Here is a 16259-nt window from a genome sequence, read left to right as displayed (position 1 = left end):
TTAACGTACCTTCAGCGTTGCCAGGCCAATCAGCACCAGCATCAGCGAAATAATCCAGAAGCGCACGATGACGCGCGGTTCCGGCCAGCCTTTCAGTTCATAGTGGTGATGGATAGGCGCCATCCGGAAGATGCGTTGTCCGCGCAGCTTGAAAGAGCCTACCTGCAGGATCACCGACAGGGTTTCAACCACGAACACACCGCCCATGATCACCAGCAGGAACTCCTGGCGCAGCAGCACGGCGATAATGCCCAGCGCGCCGCCCAGTGCCAGCGAACCGACGTCGCCCATAAAGACCTGCGCCGGGTAGGTGTTGAACCACAGGAAGCCTAAACCTGCGCCGACAATCGCCGTGCAGACGATCACCAGCTCACCGGCGTGGCGCAGATAAGGAATATGCAGATAGCTGGCGAAGTTCATGTTGCCGCTCGCCCACGCCACCAGGGCAAAGCCCGCCGCGACGAAGACCGTTGGCATAATGGCCAGGCCATCCAGGCCGTCGGTCAGGTTGACCGCGTTGCCGGTACCGACAATCACAAAGTAGGCCAGCAGAATGTAGAACAGGCCCAGCTGCGGCATCACATCTTTAAAGAACGGCACCACCAGCTCGGTAGCGGGGGTGTCTTTTCCTGCCAGATAGAGCGCGAAGGCCACGCCCAGGGCAATCACCGACATCCAGAAATACTTCCAGCGGGCGATCAGACCTTTGGTGTCTTTACGTACTACTTTGCGGTAGTCATCGACAAAACCGATAATCCCGTATCCGATCAGCACCACCAGCACGCACCAGACGTACGGGTTTGACGGGTAAGCCCACAGCAGCACCGATACCACAATCGCGGTGAGGATCATAATGCCGCCCATGGTCGGCGTACCGCGTTTACTGAAGTGTGATTCCGGGCCGTCGTTACGTACTACCTGGCCGAAAGAGAGTTTTTGCAGACGGGCAATCATGCGCGGACCCATCCACAATGAGATGAACAGCGCAGTCAGCAGGCTGACGATGGCGCGAAACGTCAGATAGGAAAAGACGTTAAAGCCGGAATAATATTTGACCAAATGCTCGGCCAGCCAAACTAACATGTCCCATTCTCCTGTAAAGCGTGCACAACCTCTTCCATGGCAGCACTGCGTGAACCTTTCACTAAAACTGTCACAATTTGTTGTTCTGCAACCAGTGCCTTAAGGCGAGCGATCAACGCCGCTTTATCGGCAAAGTGCTCACCGACGCCGCTGGCCTGGCTGATAAATTTGCTGAGATGACCGGCGCTTAATACGCGATCGATACCGGAGGCTTTTGCCGCCTCGCCTACCTGCTGGTGGCAGGCTTCGCTTTCATCGCCCAGCTCGGCCATATCGCCGACGACCATCACGCGATAGCCAGGCATCTCAGACAGCACCTGTACGGCGGCAGTCATGGAGCCGACGTTGGCGTTGTAGGAGTCATCCAGCAGCAGTTTGTTTTCCGCCAGCGGGATCGGGAACAGGCGTCCGGGAACGGCTTTGAGGTTTGCCAGCCCGCTTTTGATAGCAGACAGCGGCGCGCCGACGGCCATCGCCAGCGCACTCGCCGCCAGAGCGTTGGCGATGTTGTGGCGGCCCGGCAGCGGCAGCAGTACGTCCACATTCCCCGTTGGGGTCTGCAACGTAAATTCGGTGCCGTGAGAGGTCACATGAATGTTGTTGGCGGTGAAGTCGCTGTTCGCAGCATTAGGCGAGAAGCGCCAGGTTTTGCGATCCCCGATAACGCTTTGCCAGTTCAGCCAGTCGTTGTTGTCGGCATTCATAATGGCGATGCCGTTGGCCGGCAGGCCGGTGTAGATCTCGCCCTTCGCTTTTGCCACGCCTTCGAGCGAGCCGAAACCTTCCAGATGTGCCGCCGCCAGGTTATTCACCAGCGCCGCTTCCGGTTGCGTCAGGCTAACGGTCCAGGCGATTTCGCCCTGGTGATTGGCACCGAGTTCGATTACCGCAAACTCATGCTCGCGGGTCAGACGCAGCAGCGTCATCGGTACGCCAATATCGTTGTTCAGATTGCCTGCGGTATAGAGAGTATTGCCACACTGGGTGAGGATGGCGGCCGTCATCTCTTTAACGGACGTTTTACCAGAGGAGCCGGTCAGCGCCACAACGCGCGTCGGAACCTGCTGGCGAACCCATGCCGCCAGTTCACCAAACGCCAGACGGGTATCTTTTACCACCGCCTGCGGCAGGTCGATATCCAGTTTACGGCTTACCAGCAGCGCACCTGCGCCCGCGGCTTTCGCCTGCTCAGCAAAATCGTGCGCATCGAAACGCTCACCCTTAAGCGCCACAAACAGGCAGCCAGGGGTGATTTTACGCGTGTCGGTGGTCACCGCATCGAAACTCATCTCATCGCCGCTGACGTCTGCGCGCAGGATCGTCGCAAGCTGGCTTAGCGTTACGCTGATCATGCCACTACTCCCAGCAGACGCGCCGCGGTTACACGGTCGGAGTAATCCAGACGGTTGGTGCCGACAATCTGATAATCTTCGTGGCCTTTACCGGCCAGCAGGACCACATCGTTCTCGTTAGCCTGCATGATGGCGTTAGTCACCGCTTCTGCGCGGCCTTCCACCACGCGGGCACGGCCCGCATCCAGCATACCGGCCAGAATGTCGTTGATGATGGCGCGCGGCTCTTCGGTGCGCGGGTTGTCATCGGTCACGACCGCGATATCCGCGAATTGTTCAGCAATGGCGCCCATCAGCGGACGTTTGCCTTTATCGCGATCGCCGCCGCAGCCAAAGACGCACCACAGTTTACCGGCGCAGTGCAGGCGCGCGGCTTCCAGCGCTTTCTCCAGCGCATCCGGCGTGTGGGCATAATCCACCACCACCGTCGGTTTGCCTGGGGCGGTGAAGACTTCCATGCGGCCGCAAACCGGCTGCAGGCGCGCGGAGGTACGGAGCAGTTCCGCCAGCGGATAACCCAGCGCCAGCAGGGTCGCGAGAGCCAGCAGCAGGTTGCTGACGTTGAATGCCCCCATCAGGCGACTCTCGATTTCCCCTTCACCCCAGCTCGAAGCAAAGCGAATGGTCGCGCCGCTATCGTGATAGGTCACGTCGGTGGCCTTCAGCCAGCGGCCATGGCAGTTCGGATTGATATGATCGGCCATGGAGACCGCAACGGCATCTGGCAGCTTAGCCAGCCAGCGGCGACCCACTTCGTCATCGGCGTTGATGATCGCCTGACCGCAGTGATGCGTGGCATACAGCTGCCATTTCGCCGCTTCGTAGTTTTCCATGTCGCCATGGTAATCGAGGTGATCCCGGCTCAGGTTAGTGAACACAGAGGCGGCAAATTTCAGCGCCGCGACACGGTGCTGTACCAGCCCGTGAGAAGAGACTTCCATCGCCGCGAAGGTCGCGCCCTGCCCTGCCAGACCGGCGAGCACGTGCTGTACGTCAACGGCAGAGCCGGTGGTATTTTCCGTTGGGTTCACTTTGCCCAACAGACCATTACCCACGGTCCCCATCACCGCGCTGGTTTCACCCAGCAGTTGCGCCCACTGCGCCATCAGCTGCGTGGTGGTGGTTTTACCGTTGGTGCCGGTTACGCCAACCAGACGCAACCGGTCAGAGGGTTCGTTATAAAAACGTCCCGCCAGCGCAGAGAGACGTTCATTCAGCTGGCTGAGATAGATGACCGGCACGCCATGCATTTCACGGGCTTCACCGTCAGTGGCCTCATCTTTTGCCTCAGCAATAATGGCAGCAACACCTTGCGCTATCGCCTGCGGGATATACCGACGCCCGTCCGCCTGATGACCTACGACTGCCACAAAAAGATCGCCCGAGGCAGCCACACGGCTGTCGAGTACCATCTCTCGCAGTTCTCTCGCAGGTAAGCCTGTTACCCACGGAGCAAGAAGGTCGCGCAAATTACGATCTGCCACCTGTTCCCTCGCCTTGATTAATTACAAATTCACTTTTCTCGCCCGTTGCCAGCGCATCCGGCTCGATGTTCATGGTGCGCAGTACGCCGCCCATGATGGCACCGAAGACCGGCGCGGAAACGGCGCCACCGTAGTATTTACCCGCCTGTGGATCGTTGATGACGACCACCAGCGCAAAACGCGGATTACTCGCAGGTGCAACGCCTGCGGTATATGCAATGTATTTATTGATGTAGCGGCCATCTGGCCCGACTTTTTTCGCCGTACCGGTTTTGATCGCGATGCGATAGCCTTTGATCGCCGCCTTCACGCCGCCGCCGCCGGGCAGCGCCACGCTTTCCATCATGTGAACGACGGTACGGACGATCGATTCCGGGAAGATACGCTCACCGGGAACCGGGGGATCAACTTTGGTAATTGAGAGCGGGCGATAGACGCCATAGCTGCCAATCGTTGCATAGACACGCGCCAACTGTAACGGCGTTACCATTAGCCCGTAGCCGAAAGAGAAGGTGGCCCTCTCTATGTCAGACCACCGTTGTTTTTGAGGATATAAGCCACTGCGTTCTCCGACCAACCCCAAATTGGTCGCCTTTCCCAGCCCAAAACGTGAGTAAGTTTCTACCAACGCTGAGGACGGCATCGCTAACGCCAGCTTAGAAACGCCAACGTTACTCGACTTCTGTAAAACCCCGGTGAGGGTCAATTCGCTGTAACGCGCCACGTCTTTGATCTCGTGACCGTTGATGCGGTAAGGCACGGTATTCAGCACGGTGTTTTCATTGACGATGCCGCGCTGCAGGGCGGTCATCACCACCATCGGTTTCACCGTGGAACCCGGCTCGAAGACGTCGGTGATGGCACGGTTACGCATGGCGTCTTTGGCCGTGCCGGTAAAATTGTTCGGGTTGTAAGACGGGCTGTTGGCCATCGCCAGCACTTCACCGGTGCTGACATCCACCAGCACGGCGCTGCCGGATTCCGCTTTGTTAAAGGCAACGGCGTTATTCAGCTCACGGTAGACCAGCGCCTGCAAACGCTCGTCAATACTCAACGCCAGGTTGTGCGCCGCCTGGCTGTCGGTTGAAGAGATATCTTCAATCACGCGACCATAGCGGTCTTTACGCACCACGCGCTCGCCCGGCTGACCAGTCAGCCACTTATCGAAACTCTTCTCAACGCCTTCAATCCCCTGGCTGTCGACGTTGGTAAAGCCAATCAGGTGGGCGGTCACTTCTCCGGACGGGTAGTAGCGACGCGACTCTTCACGCAGGTGAATGCCGGGCAGCTTCAGCTTTTTGATGTAGTCGGCCATGTCAGGGTTTACCTGACGCGCCAGATAGATAAAGCGTCCTTTCGGGTTAGCATTGACGCGAGCAGCCAGCTGATCGAGTGGCATTTTCAGCGCGTCAGAGAGTGCCTTCCAGCGGTTATCCAGGGAGATCCCGCCAGCGTCATGCAGCTCTTTTGGATCCGCCCAGATCGCTTTCACCGGTACGCTGACCGCCAGCGGGCGGCTAGAACGGTCGGTGATCAGGCCACGCGATGTCGAGACTTCCTGAACGCGTAGAGAGCGCATATCGCCCTGGCGCACCAGCATGTCGGGGGCAATGATCTGCAGCCACGCCACGCGTCCCAGCAGGAAACCCAGCGCCAGTAAAATGCAGCCGCACAGCAACGCAAAACGCCAGCTGATAAAGCTGGCCTGTTCTTCCTGACGTTTTGGTTTTAGCGCCTTCGCCGCGGATTTCATGCGTCGCGTTTTTCCTTATTTTTGTACTACGATATTTTCCTGAGAGGGATCAACATGCTGCATCTGCAGCTTTTCCGTTGCGATCCGCTCCACCCGGCTGTGATCGCCGAGCGCATTTTCTTCAAGGATCAGATTTCGCCACTCGATATCCAGCGCATCACGCTCCAGCACCAGCTGTTCGCGCTGCGCCGTTAACAAACGGGTATGGTGCGCGGTGGTCACGACGGTGATCGCCGACACAATGATGCAAATAAACAGGCACAGTGGCAGCTTGCCGAAACGCAACAGATCGTCCCAGATCACGCCCGGCAACGCATGACGCTCGTTGCTGCCTAACGTCTCTTTGACCTTGCTTAAGGTGCCTGCCACTTTGCCGATCATGCACTCGTCCTTTCTGCAATACGCAGCACTGAACTACGGGCGCGTGGATTCTCTTCCACTTCTGCCTCGCCCGGCATTAACTTGCCCAATGCGCGCAGCTGACGGCCACCCAGCTTTTTAAGCTGCTCTTCCGTCATCGGTAACCCGGCCGGAACCTGCGGACCGCGGCTTTGCTCGCGCATAAAACGCTTCACGATGCGATCTTCCAGCGAGTGGAAGCTGATAATCGACAGGCGACCACCCGGTGCGAGTACGCCAAGCGAACTTTTCAGCGCCTGCTCGATCTCCTCGAGCTCGCTGTTCACCCAGATGCGAATCGCCTGGAAAGTACGGGTGGCGGGATGTTTGTACTTATCCTTCACCGGCGTTGCCGCCGCAATGACTTCTGCCAGCTCTTTGGTGCGGGTCATCGGCTCAATGCGGTTGCGCTCAACGATGGCGCGCGCGATACGCTTGCCAAAACGCTCTTCGCCAAAGGTTTTGATCACCCAGGCGATATCCGCTTCATCAGCCGTTTGCAGCCACTCGGCGGCGGACTGGCCGCGCGTCGGATCCATACGCATATCCAGCGGACCGTCGCGCATAAAGGAGAAGCCACGTTCAGCGTCATCAAGCTGCGGTGAGGAGACGCCAAGATCGAGAAGAATGCCGTCGATCTTGCCGGTTAAATCGCGCTCGCTGACGTAATCAGCCAGCGCAGAGAAAGGACCATGAACAATAGAAAAGCGTGGATCATCAATGGTTTTTGCCACGGCAATGGCCTGCGGATCGCGATCGATCGCCAGCAAACGGCCTTCCGCGCCCAGTTGGGAGAGGATTAAACGTGAGTGGCCACCCCGGCCAAAAGTGCCATCAATATAGATGCCATCAGGACGAATATTCAGGCCATTGACGGCCTCATCCAGTAGCACCGTCGTATGTTTATAATTTTCCATCATATTTATAGAGACAAATCCTGCAATCGTTCCGACAATGTCGCGGAATCAGACTGCTCAGCGTCGATATCTTCCTTGACCCGTTGATACCAGGCCGTTTCATCCCACAGTTCAAACTTATTGAACTGTCCGACCAGCATCACTTCTTTTGTCAGACCCGCATGCTGCCGCAGCACTGGCGCAATCAATAAACGCCCCGCGCTATCCATCTGACATTCACTGGCATGACCCAATAACAGCCGCTGCACGCGGCGTTCCTGCGGGTTCATGCTCGACAGTCGAGACAGCTTTTGCTCAATGATTTCCCATTCAGGCAAGGGGTAAAGCAACAGGCAGGCGTGGTTGATGTCAATGGTGCAGACCATTTGACCAGAAGCGCTCTCGTTCAGCTGGTCGCGATATCGGGTTGGTACCGACAAACGCCCTTTGCTGTCGAGATTGACTAACGTCGCTCCACGGAACATGCCAGTCTCACCCCTCCTCACCACTTTTACCCACAAATTCCCACTTAAGGGAGTTTACGGAGCGATGGAAAAGCTTGTCAAGCCAGGACTTCCGCGACATCAGTCTAAATGTTACTGATTTACGAACGGAAGTTAATCAGGCTATTAACCGTACAACTGGCGAGGCAAAATTAACGTGATGAATATTTGTGAGAAAAAACTCCAATATGCAGAGCAGCGTTAAAAATCACTCATTTCGTCGCAACCAAATATAAAGTGTCAGTTTGCGACGCGGGCGGCATTTTAAGCCATATCGTCAGGGGTGAACAGCGCCAGATTCAACGCTGCCGCCGCGTCGAACGCTGATAAGCGGATGGCGGAAAATTCAGGGGGCAAAAATGGTTGATAATTCAGCAATGATGATCGGTTGTGTAACAAAATAATACAAATAATGTCATTAATGGCTTTTAAATAAACATGAAAAGAAGTTTTAAATAGCAAAGTGAAATAAAAAGGCTGTGAGGCGATGTTTTTTATAGAATTATCTTAAAAAGAATAAGGGCATTCCTGAACGGATTAATAGCAATAAATTCAGGGCAGTTTCCACTGCCCTGTATCTCTTATGACCGGCTCAATATGCCGCGACGATAGAGGTTACGACGGATGCGCGTCAGGCCCGGTTTAGGCTTACGCGGCTCATCGAGACTCGCCAGCACAATCTCCAGCACCCGTTCTGCCACGTCACGATGACGCTGGGCGACTGCCAGCACCGGGCACTGCAGGAAATCGAGCAGTTCGTGATCGCCAAAGGTCGCAATCGCCAGATCGGACGGCAGCTTACCTTCGCGGCGCAGCGTCACGTCCATCACCCCTTGCAACAGGGCAAAAGAGGTGGTGAACAGCGCCTGTGGCATCGGATGGGTTTCCAGCCACTTCTCGAACAGCTGCGCCGAGGCTTCGCGCTCGTAACTGTTGGCATAGAGGAAATCCACTTTACGGGGATCGTCTTTCCAGGCGGTGCGGAAACCCTGCTCGCGCAGGAAGCTCACGGAGAGTTCCGGCAACGCCCCCAGGTAGAGGACATTTTCCGCCGGGAAGGTACGCAACTCTGCCGCCAGCATTTCAGCATCGTCCTGATCGGCGCCCACCACGCTGGTGAAATGCTCGCGATCTAATGCACGGTCGAGGGCGACAATCGGGAAGGAATCATTAGCCCAGCGCTGATAGAAAGGATGCTCCGGAGGTAACGAGGTTGAAACGATAATGGCATCGACCTGGCGCTGGAGCAGATGCTCGATGCAACGCATTTCGTTATCGGGCTGATCTTCTGAGCAGGCGATCAACAGTTGATAGCCGCGCTGACGCGCCTGACGCTCAAGATAGTTGGCGATCCGGGTGTAACTGGTGTTTTCCAGATCCGGGATCACCAGGCCGATCGAACGGGTACGCCCGGCACGCAGACCTGCTGCGACAGCATTCGGATGATAGTTATGTTCACGAACCACTGCCATGACTTTCTCAACGGTCTTGTCGCTGACACGATACTGCTTCGCTTTACCGTTAATCACATAGCTTGCCGTCGTTCGCGACACACCGGCGAGCCTGGCGATTTCATCCAGTTTCACAATTACCCCTTAAAAAAAAGAAAAGAGTCCATGACCTCGTCAGGGTTATGGCTAAATCTTGTAACATCTAAACGCAGAATAGTCTGTGCGGCAACCGCTTTTGTCGCGACACCAGCATCGGTGCGCAAAAAAAAGCCCGGTTAATCGCACCGGGCAATAGAGAGGCGAACTTTTTATCCTTAACGCATCACTTTGTCGCCGCGGGAAAGTCCCACAACGCCTGAACGCGCCACTTCGACAATTTTTGCCACATCCCGCACCGAGGCGAGGAAAGCATCCAGCTTATCGCTGGTGCCGGCAAGCTGAACGGTATAGATAGACGGTGTGACATCGATGATCTGCCCGCGGAAGATATCCGCATTGCGTTTCACCTCTTCACGCCCGTAACCGGTGGCCTGAATTTTTACCAGCATGATTTCACGTTCAACGTAGGCCCCCTGCCCCAGTTCGCTGACGCGTAACACATCTACCAGTTTGTGCAGTTGCTTTTCGATCTGCTCCAGCACCTTGGCATCGCCCACCGTCTGGATGGTCATGCGGGAAAGCGTGGGATCGTCCGTCGGCGCTACCGTCAGGCTTTCAATATTGTAGCCACGCTGTGCAAAGAGCCCAATCACGCGCGACAGCGCACCGGACTCGTTTTCCAGTAATACAGATAATATCCGGCGCATCAGGTTCTCTCCGTTTTGCTTAACCACATTTCATCCATACCGCCGCCGCGAATATGCATCGGATAAACATGCTCGGTGCCATCCACAACCACATCGACAAAGACCAGGCGGTTATTTTTAACGTGCTCAAGGGCTTCACTGAGCTTCGCTTCCAGTTCTGCCGGATGACTGATACGCATACCAATGTGGCCGTAAGCCTCTGCCAGACGAACAAAATCCGGCAATGAATTCATATAGGACTGCGAATGACGACCGGAATAGATCATATCCTGCCACTGCTTCACCATCCCCAGATAGCCGTTATTCAGATTGAGCACCAGCACCGGCAGCTCGTACTGCAGCGCGGTGGAGAGTTCCTGAATGTTCATCTGGATACTGCCATCGCCGGTCACGCAGACCACCGTCTCTTCCGGTAATGCCAGCTTCACGCCCAGCGCGGCGGGCAGGCCAAAGCCCATGGTGCCCAGACCGCCGGAGTTGATCCAACGACGTGGCTTATCAAACGGGTAATAGAGGGCGGCAAACATCTGGTGCTGGCCGACGTCCGAGGTCACGTAAGCGTCGCCTTTAGTCAGACGCCAGATAGTTTCAATCACCGCCTGCGGCTTGATGTTCTCGCTTTGGGTATCGTATTTCAGGCACTGACGCGCACGCCACTGCTCAATCTGCAGCCACCAGTCACGAATATCGTCGAGTGGCTGGGCATAATTTTCCTGCGCCAGCAGCTCCAGCATCTGATCCAGCACCTGACGCGCATCGCCCACAATTGGCACATCCGCCGGCACGGTTTTGGAAATCGAGGTGGGATCGATGTCAATGTGCAGCACCGTGGCATCAGGACAATATTTCGCCAGGTTATTGGTGGTGCGATCGTCAAAGCGCACCCCAACGGCAAAAATAACGTCGGAGTTGTGCATCGTCATATTGGCTTCGTACGTGCCATGCATACCGAGCATGCCGAGCGCCTGACGATGGGAAGCCGGGAACGCCCCGAGCCCCATTAATGAGGAGGCCACCGGCAGGTTCAGCTTTTCGATAAGCGCACGCAGCTGCGTTTCACACTGGGCGTTCACCGCCCCGCCGCCAACGTAGACCACCGGCTTTTTGGCCGCTATCAGGGTTTGCAGGGCGCGCTTAATCTGCCCCTTATGTCCCTGGGTAGTAGGGTTATACGAACGCATGCTGACCGACTCCGGCCAGACATAAGGCAATTTATTGGCCGGGTTGAGAATATCTTTCGGAAGATCCACCACCACCGGCCCCGGACGCCCGCTGGCCGCCAGCCAGAAGGCCTTTTTCAGCACGCCCGGAATATCTTCCGTCTGCTTGACCAGGAAACTGTGTTTCACCACCGGACGGGAGATGCCGACCATGTCGCACTCCTGAAAGGCATCATAGCCAATCAGCGAGGTTGCAACCTGACCGGAGAGCACCACCATCGGAATGGAATCCATATAGGCGGTAGCGATACCCGTAATGGCGTTCGTCGCGCCAGGACCCGATGTCACCAGCACGACCCCCACTTCACCTGTCGCACGTGCCAGTCCATCAGCCATATGTACGGCGGCTTGCTCATGACGCACCAGGACGTGATCGATACCGCCAACGGTATGTAGTGCGTCGTAAATATCGAGGACCGCGCCTCCAGGGTAACCGAACACTTGCTTCACGCCCTGATCGATTAACGATCGGACGACCATTTCGGCGCCAGACAACATCTCCATGATTTGCCTCCAGGCTTATCGTTTCAGACGGACAGGAGAAATATGCACTGCGCCGTCTTTTTTGTCAGGGTTACCCCTGGCGATTTTTATTGTGCAGAGTGACAGTTACCATAACCGCTCGCCGGAAGGCAGGCAATTAGCAAACCCCGGCTGGCGCAGGATCACAAAAGAAGAAAAACAAGGTATTAATATTTGTTATGGATAAATCGACTACGAGAACGAAGGTGAGTGAGCGTTCATCATTTAAAATGGGGGCGGCACAGTAATTCATGCATTTTTACAGCCAGCAAAGGGCAGTGAAAATATCCTCAACAGAATAAAATTTCAGAAACGAAAAAAAAGTCAGGATAAATAACAATAATACTGAAATTTATCCTGACCACATTTATCGACGGCAGACGCTAACCAACAGCTCTTCCATCCACTGATGACCTTTATCGCGACCGGCCGCTTCATGCCATGAGAGATAGCAGGTGCGTGAGTTAAGGTTCAGCGGCAACGGCATAATCCGCAGGCTTAACGGCTCGGCAAACTCTTCAGCCAGCCAGCGCGGGGCGATGGCAACCAGGTGAGTTTGCGAGACGATATTTAATACGCTGACCATCGCCATCCCCTGGTAAGCTACACAGGCCTGTTTATCTGGCGTGTCATACCACGGCTGGCTAAAAGAGGCGTAGCGATCGAGCGCAACAACCGCATGCTGTTCGCGATAAATATCGCTCTCCTGCAGCATACCATTAAGGCGCGGATGCGTTTTGCTGGTAACCAGTACCATTTCATCCTTGAATAACGGTACGCAAGAAAATTCGGGGCGACGAAATTCTTCGTAGCCAATAACAAACTCCGTTTCCTGATACCGCAGCTGATGTTCCGTATTCTGGTTAAGGGATGACTTAAAAACCAGCTGAATATTGGGTGCAACTTCCTCCACCTTATTGTAAATAAGTGAGGTCAGATAATTATCCAGAGGGCTGCAAACGCACAGATGGAAAACACGCTCGCTGCTGCGCGAGTCGAACCCGGAACCCGGTAGTTCATTCTGCACAAGCTGAAGCGCCTGCCGTACCGATGCAAACAGCTGATAGGCACGGGCTGTAGGCTGAATGCCACGGCCATAACGAACGAATAATTCGTCATTAAACATAACCTTGAGTCTTGCAACGGCATTGCTGACAGCTGGCTGAGACATCCCCAGCGACTGGGCGGCACGCGTAATATTTTGTTCCTGCATGACCGCATCGAAAACCGTTAAAAGATTCAGGTCCACCGTACGGAGCTGTGGTTTTGCCCCCTCTGATACAGGCGATTTTTCGCTACTTTCTTCACACATATCCTGCTCCATTGTCACGCTGAACTCCTTTCCTCGTGTGTAACAATAAATTTTGAAAATATGATTTATCACGCATATAAGACAAGCTAAAGAGAAATGTTACAAATTAGGAATATATAAATACCCGCCAGCCGTGACAGGACTCAGACATAAGATAAGAAAACATGTTTAAAAAACAATAAAACATATTAATTAGTTTATGTTGCGAATGAAACCATAGATCACGCAAATAAACAATATGGCTTCTCGTTAAGGCTAATTTAAGTTTTAATGAAATATTAACAGCAACTTAATTAAATTATTTAACAATTCATTATCAGGCCAATCACCTTACAACCTGTAACAACGCAATTATCATGATAACTTAATGAAAGTTAAAGGATTCAAAATGATGACTTATTGTTCCTGGGTTTTAAGCAATTGCAATAAAGTATATGCAAACGATTCAACTGATAAATTCGCACACATAATTCAGAATAAGAAAATGGCAGAAAAGGGAAAAACCAGCACAATAAGCTAATTGTTTCCACCCGGGTCTTGCGGGTGAATGGGGGTTTTCGCCTGGCAGGGGTTGACATCAATCCGCGTATCCAGTACCACTAAAAGCATATCTTATTTATCGGGAGCTGATTCATGATTCGCAGCATTCGTTTCACCGGTCTACTACTACTAAACGCATCCACTGTGCGCGGTAGACTGGCGGGCGAAATTCAGCGTTGAATCGTTCTCTGGTTAAGACAAAAAACCCGCGCCACTGCGCGGGTTTTTTTATGCTCGTAGCAAGGCGCCCAAATTCAGACAAGGACCTAACCCATGAGCCAGCAAGTCATTATTTTCGATACGACCTTACGTGACGGTGAACAAGCATTACAGGCAAGCCTGAGCGTTAAAGAGAAATTGCAGATTGCTCTGGCTCTTGAACGTATGGGCGTAGACGTCATGGAAGTGGGCTTCCCGGTCTCTTCTCCGGGTGATTTTGAATCTGTTCAGACCATCGCCCGCACCGTCAAAAACAGCCGTGTGTGCGCCCTGGCGCGCTGCGTCGAGAAAGATATCGACGTGGCCGCCGAGTCGCTGAAGGTCGCCGAAGCCTTCCGAATTCATACCTTTATTGCTACCTCGCCGATGCATATCGCCACCAAGCTGCGCAGCACCCTGGATGAGGTGATTGAGCGCTCCATCTATATGGTGAAACGCGCCCGTAACTATACCGACGATGTTGAGTTCTCCTGTGAGGACGCAGGCCGTACACCAATTGAAGATTTGGCTCGTGTGGTTGAAGCGGCTATCCGTGCCGGCGCCACCACCATCAACATCCCGGACACCGTCGGCTACACCATGCCGTTCGAATTCTCCAACATCATTACCGGGCTGTATGAACGTGTACCGAATATTGATAAAGCGATCATCTCCGTTCACACCCACGACGATTTAGGCCTGGCTGTCGGCAATGCCATTGCCGCGGTCCACGCCGGGGCGCGTCAGGTTGAGGGTGCCATGAACGGTATCGGTGAACGCGCGGGCAACTGTTCGCTGGAAGAGGTGATCATGGCGATCAAGGTGCGCAAGGACATCATGAATGTGCATACCCGCATCAATCACCAGGAGATCTGGCGCACCAGCCAGACCGTGAGCCAGATCTGCAACATGCCGATCCCGGCGAACAAAGCGATTGTGGGCACTGGCGCCTTCGCTCACTCCTCCGGTATCCATCAGGATGGCGTACTGAAGAACCGCGAAAACTACGAGATCATGACGCCGGAATCGATCGGTCTGAATCAGGTGCAGCTGAACCTGACCTCCCGCTCTGGCCGCGCGGCGGTTAAACACCGCATGGAAGAGATGGGCTATAAAGAGACCGACTACAACATGGATCACCTGTACGACGCCTTCCTGAAGCTGGCCGATAAAAAAGGCCAGGTATTTGACTACGACCTGGAAGCGCTGGCGTTTATCAACAAGCAGCAGGAAGAGCCAGAGCATTTCCGTCTGGACTACTTCAGCGTGCAGTCGGGTTCAAGCGACATCGCGACCGCCTCCGTCAAGCTGGCCTGCGGTGAAGAAGTTAAAGCCGAAGCCGCCAACGGCAACGGTCCGGTCGATGCCATCTACCAGGCCATTAACCGCGTCACTGAATATGACGTTGAGCTGGTCAAATATGACCTGACGGCGAAAGGCCAGGGCAAAAACGCGCTGGGCCAGGTAGACATCGTGGTCAACTATAACGGCCGCCGCTTCCACGGCGTGGGCCTGGCGACCGATATCGTCGAATCCTCCGCCAAAGCCATGGTTCACGTCCTGAACAATATCTGGCGCGCCGCAGAAGTAGAAAAAGAGTTGCAACGCAAAGCTCAGAATAAAGAGAACAATAAGGAAACCGTGTAATGTCGAAGAATTACCATATTGCTGTGTTACCGGGCGACGGAATTGGTCCCGAAGTTATGGCACAGGCGCTGAAGGTGCTGGACGCTGTTCGCACCCGTTTTGCGATGAAAATTACCACCAGCCACTACGATGTGGGCGGTATCGCGATCGATAACCATGGTACGCCATTGCCGCAGGCAACCGTGACCGGCTGTGAGAATGCCGACGCGGTTCTGTTCGGATCTGTAGGTGGCCCGAAATGGGAACACCTGCCACCGGCCGAGCAGCCAGAGCGCGGGGCGCTGCTGCCACTGCGTAAACATTTCAAGCTCTTCAGCAACCTGCGCCCGGCCAAACTGTACCAGGGGCTGGAAGAATTTTGCCCGCTGCGCGCCGATATCGCCGCCAACGGCTTCGACATTCTGTGCGTTCGTGAGTTAACCGGCGGCATCTACTTTGGTCAGCCGAAAGGCCGCGAAGGCAGCGGTCAGCACGAAAAAGCGTTCGATACCGAGGTGTATCACCGTTTTGAAATCGAACGTATCGCCCGTATCGCGTTCGAATCTGCCCGCAAACGCGGCCATAAAGTGACCTCGATTGATAAAGCTAACGTGCTGCAATCCTCCATCCTGTGGCGCGAAATCGTTAACGAGATTGCTCAGGAGTACCCGGACGTTCAGCTGGCACATATGTACATCGACAATTCCACCATGCAGCTGATTAAAGATCCGTCCCAGTTTGACGTCCTGCTCTGTTCCAACCTGTTCGGGGACATTCTCTCTGACGAGTGCGCGATGATCACCGGCTCCATGGGAATGCTGCCATCCGCCAGCCTGAACGAAGAAGGTTTTGGTCTGTACGAACCGGCTGGCGGATCCGCACCGGATATCGCGGGTAAAAACATCGCCAACCCGATCGCGCAGATTCTCTCTCTGGCGCTGCTTTTGCGCTACAGCCTGGATGCTAACGAGGCGGCTACCGCGATCGAAAACGCCATCAACCGCGCCCTGGAAGAGGGTGTGCGCACCGGCGATTTAGCCCGCGGCAACGCGGCGGTCAGTACTGAAGAAATGGGCGATATCATTGCCCGCTATGTCGCTGAAGGGGTGTAATC

14 protein-coding genes are annotated in these 16259 nt (G+C 54.7%); 3 read left to right on the top strand and 11 right to left on the bottom strand.

Features of this window, described 5'->3' with window-relative positions:
• The 11 genes from mraY to leuO form a co-directional block, all read right to left on the bottom strand.
• Positions 1 to 1083 (bottom strand): phospho-N-acetylmuramoyl-pentapeptide-transferase, encoded by a 1083-nt coding sequence (mraY, locus tag C3406_RS16570; RefSeq protein WP_103823246.1) that lies wholly within the window; start codon positions 1081 to 1083, stop codon positions 1 to 3.
• Positions 1077 to 2435, bottom strand: a complete 1359-nt coding sequence (gene murF, locus C3406_RS16565; RefSeq protein ID WP_103823245.1) for a UDP-N-acetylmuramoyl-tripeptide--D-alanyl-D-alanine ligase — start codon at positions 2433 to 2435, stop codon at positions 1077 to 1079. The genes mraY and murF overlap by 7 nt, the downstream gene beginning before the upstream one ends.
• Complete coding sequence (murE, locus tag C3406_RS16560; RefSeq protein ID WP_103823244.1) at positions 2432 to 3919, bottom strand: UDP-N-acetylmuramoyl-L-alanyl-D-glutamate--2,6-diaminopimelate ligase; 1488 nt, start codon at positions 3917 to 3919, stop codon at positions 2432 to 2434. The genes murF and murE overlap by 4 nt, the downstream gene beginning before the upstream one ends.
• Positions 3906 to 5672 carry a peptidoglycan glycosyltransferase FtsI gene (locus C3406_RS16555; protein WP_103823243.1) on the bottom strand — a complete coding sequence of 589 codons (1767 nt, stop codon included), beginning with the start codon at positions 5670 to 5672 and terminating at the stop codon, positions 3906 to 3908. Before C3406_RS16555 ends, murE begins: the two co-directional genes overlap by 14 nt.
• A gap of 15 nt (positions 5673 to 5687) precedes the next feature.
• The gene (gene ftsL / locus C3406_RS16550; RefSeq protein ID WP_103823242.1) at positions 5688 to 6053 is read right to left on the bottom strand and encodes a cell division protein FtsL; all 366 of its coding nucleotides are present in this window, start codon (positions 6051 to 6053) and stop codon (positions 5688 to 5690) included.
• The gene (rsmH, locus tag C3406_RS16545) at positions 6050 to 6991 is read right to left on the bottom strand and encodes a 16S rRNA (cytosine(1402)-N(4))-methyltransferase RsmH (protein WP_103178263.1); all 942 of its coding nucleotides are present in this window, start codon (positions 6989 to 6991) and stop codon (positions 6050 to 6052) included. The genes ftsL and rsmH overlap by 4 nt, the downstream gene beginning before the upstream one ends.
• Before the next feature lie 2 nt (positions 6992 to 6993).
• The gene (gene mraZ, locus C3406_RS16540; protein WP_103178262.1) at positions 6994 to 7452 is read right to left on the bottom strand and encodes a division/cell wall cluster transcriptional repressor MraZ; all 459 of its coding nucleotides are present in this window, start codon (positions 7450 to 7452) and stop codon (positions 6994 to 6996) included.
• Between the two features lie 599 nt (positions 7453 to 8051).
• The gene (gene cra / locus C3406_RS16535) at positions 8052 to 9056 is read right to left on the bottom strand and encodes a catabolite repressor/activator (RefSeq protein WP_103823241.1); all 1005 of its coding nucleotides are present in this window, start codon (positions 9054 to 9056) and stop codon (positions 8052 to 8054) included.
• 179 nt (positions 9057 to 9235) lie between these two features.
• Complete coding sequence (ilvN, locus tag C3406_RS16530; protein ID WP_032616525.1) at positions 9236 to 9727, bottom strand: acetolactate synthase small subunit; 492 nt, start codon at positions 9725 to 9727, stop codon at positions 9236 to 9238.
• Positions 9727 to 11451, bottom strand: a complete 1725-nt coding sequence (ilvI, locus tag C3406_RS16525) for an acetolactate synthase 3 large subunit (RefSeq protein WP_103823240.1) — start codon at positions 11449 to 11451, stop codon at positions 9727 to 9729. Before ilvI ends, ilvN begins: the two co-directional genes overlap by 1 nt.
• Positions 11452 to 11836: 385 nt before the next feature.
• On the bottom strand, positions 11837 to 12781 hold the full coding sequence (gene leuO / locus C3406_RS16520) for a transcriptional regulator LeuO (protein ID WP_139157125.1): 945 nt from the start codon (positions 12779 to 12781) through the stop codon (positions 11837 to 11839).
• Positions 12782 to 13414: 633 nt separating this feature from the next.
• Between leuO and leuL the strand changes: the two genes are divergently transcribed.
• The 3 genes from leuL to leuB all read left to right on the top strand — a co-directional run bounded on the left by leuL (position 13415) and on the right by leuB (position 16257).
• Positions 13415 to 13501 (top strand): leu operon leader peptide, encoded by an 87-nt coding sequence (leuL, locus tag C3406_RS26890; protein ID WP_103178258.1) that lies wholly within the window; start codon positions 13415 to 13417, stop codon positions 13499 to 13501.
• 93 nt (positions 13502 to 13594) lie between these two features.
• Positions 13595 to 15166 (top strand): 2-isopropylmalate synthase, encoded by a 1572-nt coding sequence (gene leuA, locus C3406_RS16510; RefSeq protein ID WP_103823238.1) that lies wholly within the window; start codon positions 13595 to 13597, stop codon positions 15164 to 15166.
• A complete protein-coding gene (gene leuB / locus C3406_RS16505) occupies positions 15166 to 16257 on the top strand; it encodes a 3-isopropylmalate dehydrogenase (RefSeq protein ID WP_103826482.1) in 1092 nt (363 codons plus the stop codon). The genes leuA and leuB overlap by 1 nt, the downstream gene beginning before the upstream one ends.
• The last annotated feature ends 2 nt before the right edge of the window (positions 16258 to 16259 follow it).

The organism is Leclercia sp. LSNIH8, from assembly GCF_002920195.1.
Lineage (GTDB): Bacteria > Pseudomonadota > Gammaproteobacteria > Enterobacterales > Enterobacteriaceae > Enterobacter.
This window is presented reverse-complemented; position numbering and strand designations above follow the sequence as displayed.

Excerpts from the sequence above, each read along its gene's own strand:
- leuO (WP_139157125.1), bottom strand. The coding sequence starts at position 12,781 with ATGTGTGAAGAAAGTAGCGAAAAATCGCCTGTATCAGAGGGGGCAAAA.
- ftsL (WP_103823242.1), bottom strand. The coding sequence starts at position 6,053 with ATGATCGGCAAAGTGGCAGGCACCTTAAGCAAGGTCAAAGAGACGTTA.
- murF (WP_103823245.1), bottom strand. The coding sequence starts at position 2,435 with ATGATCAGCGTAACGCTAAGCCAGCTTGCGACGATCCTGCGCGCAGAC.
- ilvN (WP_032616525.1), bottom strand. The coding sequence starts at position 9,727 with ATGCGCCGGATATTATCTGTATTACTGGAAAACGAGTCCGGTGCGCTG.
- ilvI (WP_103823240.1), bottom strand. The coding sequence starts at position 11,451 with ATGGAGATGTTGTCTGGCGCCGAAATGGTCGTCCGATCGTTAATCGAT.
- mraZ (WP_103178262.1), bottom strand. The coding sequence starts at position 7,452 with ATGTTCCGTGGAGCGACGTTAGTCAATCTCGACAGCAAAGGGCGTTTG.
- leuB (WP_103826482.1), top strand. The coding sequence starts at position 15,166 with ATGTCGAAGAATTACCATATTGCTGTGTTACCGGGCGACGGAATTGGT.
- mraY (WP_103823246.1), bottom strand. The coding sequence starts at position 1,083 with ATGTTAGTTTGGCTGGCCGAGCATTTGGTCAAATATTATTCCGGCTTT.
- C3406_RS16555 (WP_103823243.1), bottom strand. The coding sequence starts at position 5,672 with ATGAAATCCGCGGCGAAGGCGCTAAAACCAAAACGTCAGGAAGAACAG.
- rsmH (WP_103178263.1), bottom strand. The coding sequence starts at position 6,991 with ATGATGGAAAATTATAAACATACGACGGTGCTACTGGATGAGGCCGTC.
- leuL (WP_103178258.1), top strand. The coding sequence starts at position 13,415 with ATGATTCGCAGCATTCGTTTCACCGGTCTACTACTACTAAACGCATCC.
- leuA (WP_103823238.1), top strand. The coding sequence starts at position 13,595 with ATGAGCCAGCAAGTCATTATTTTCGATACGACCTTACGTGACGGTGAA.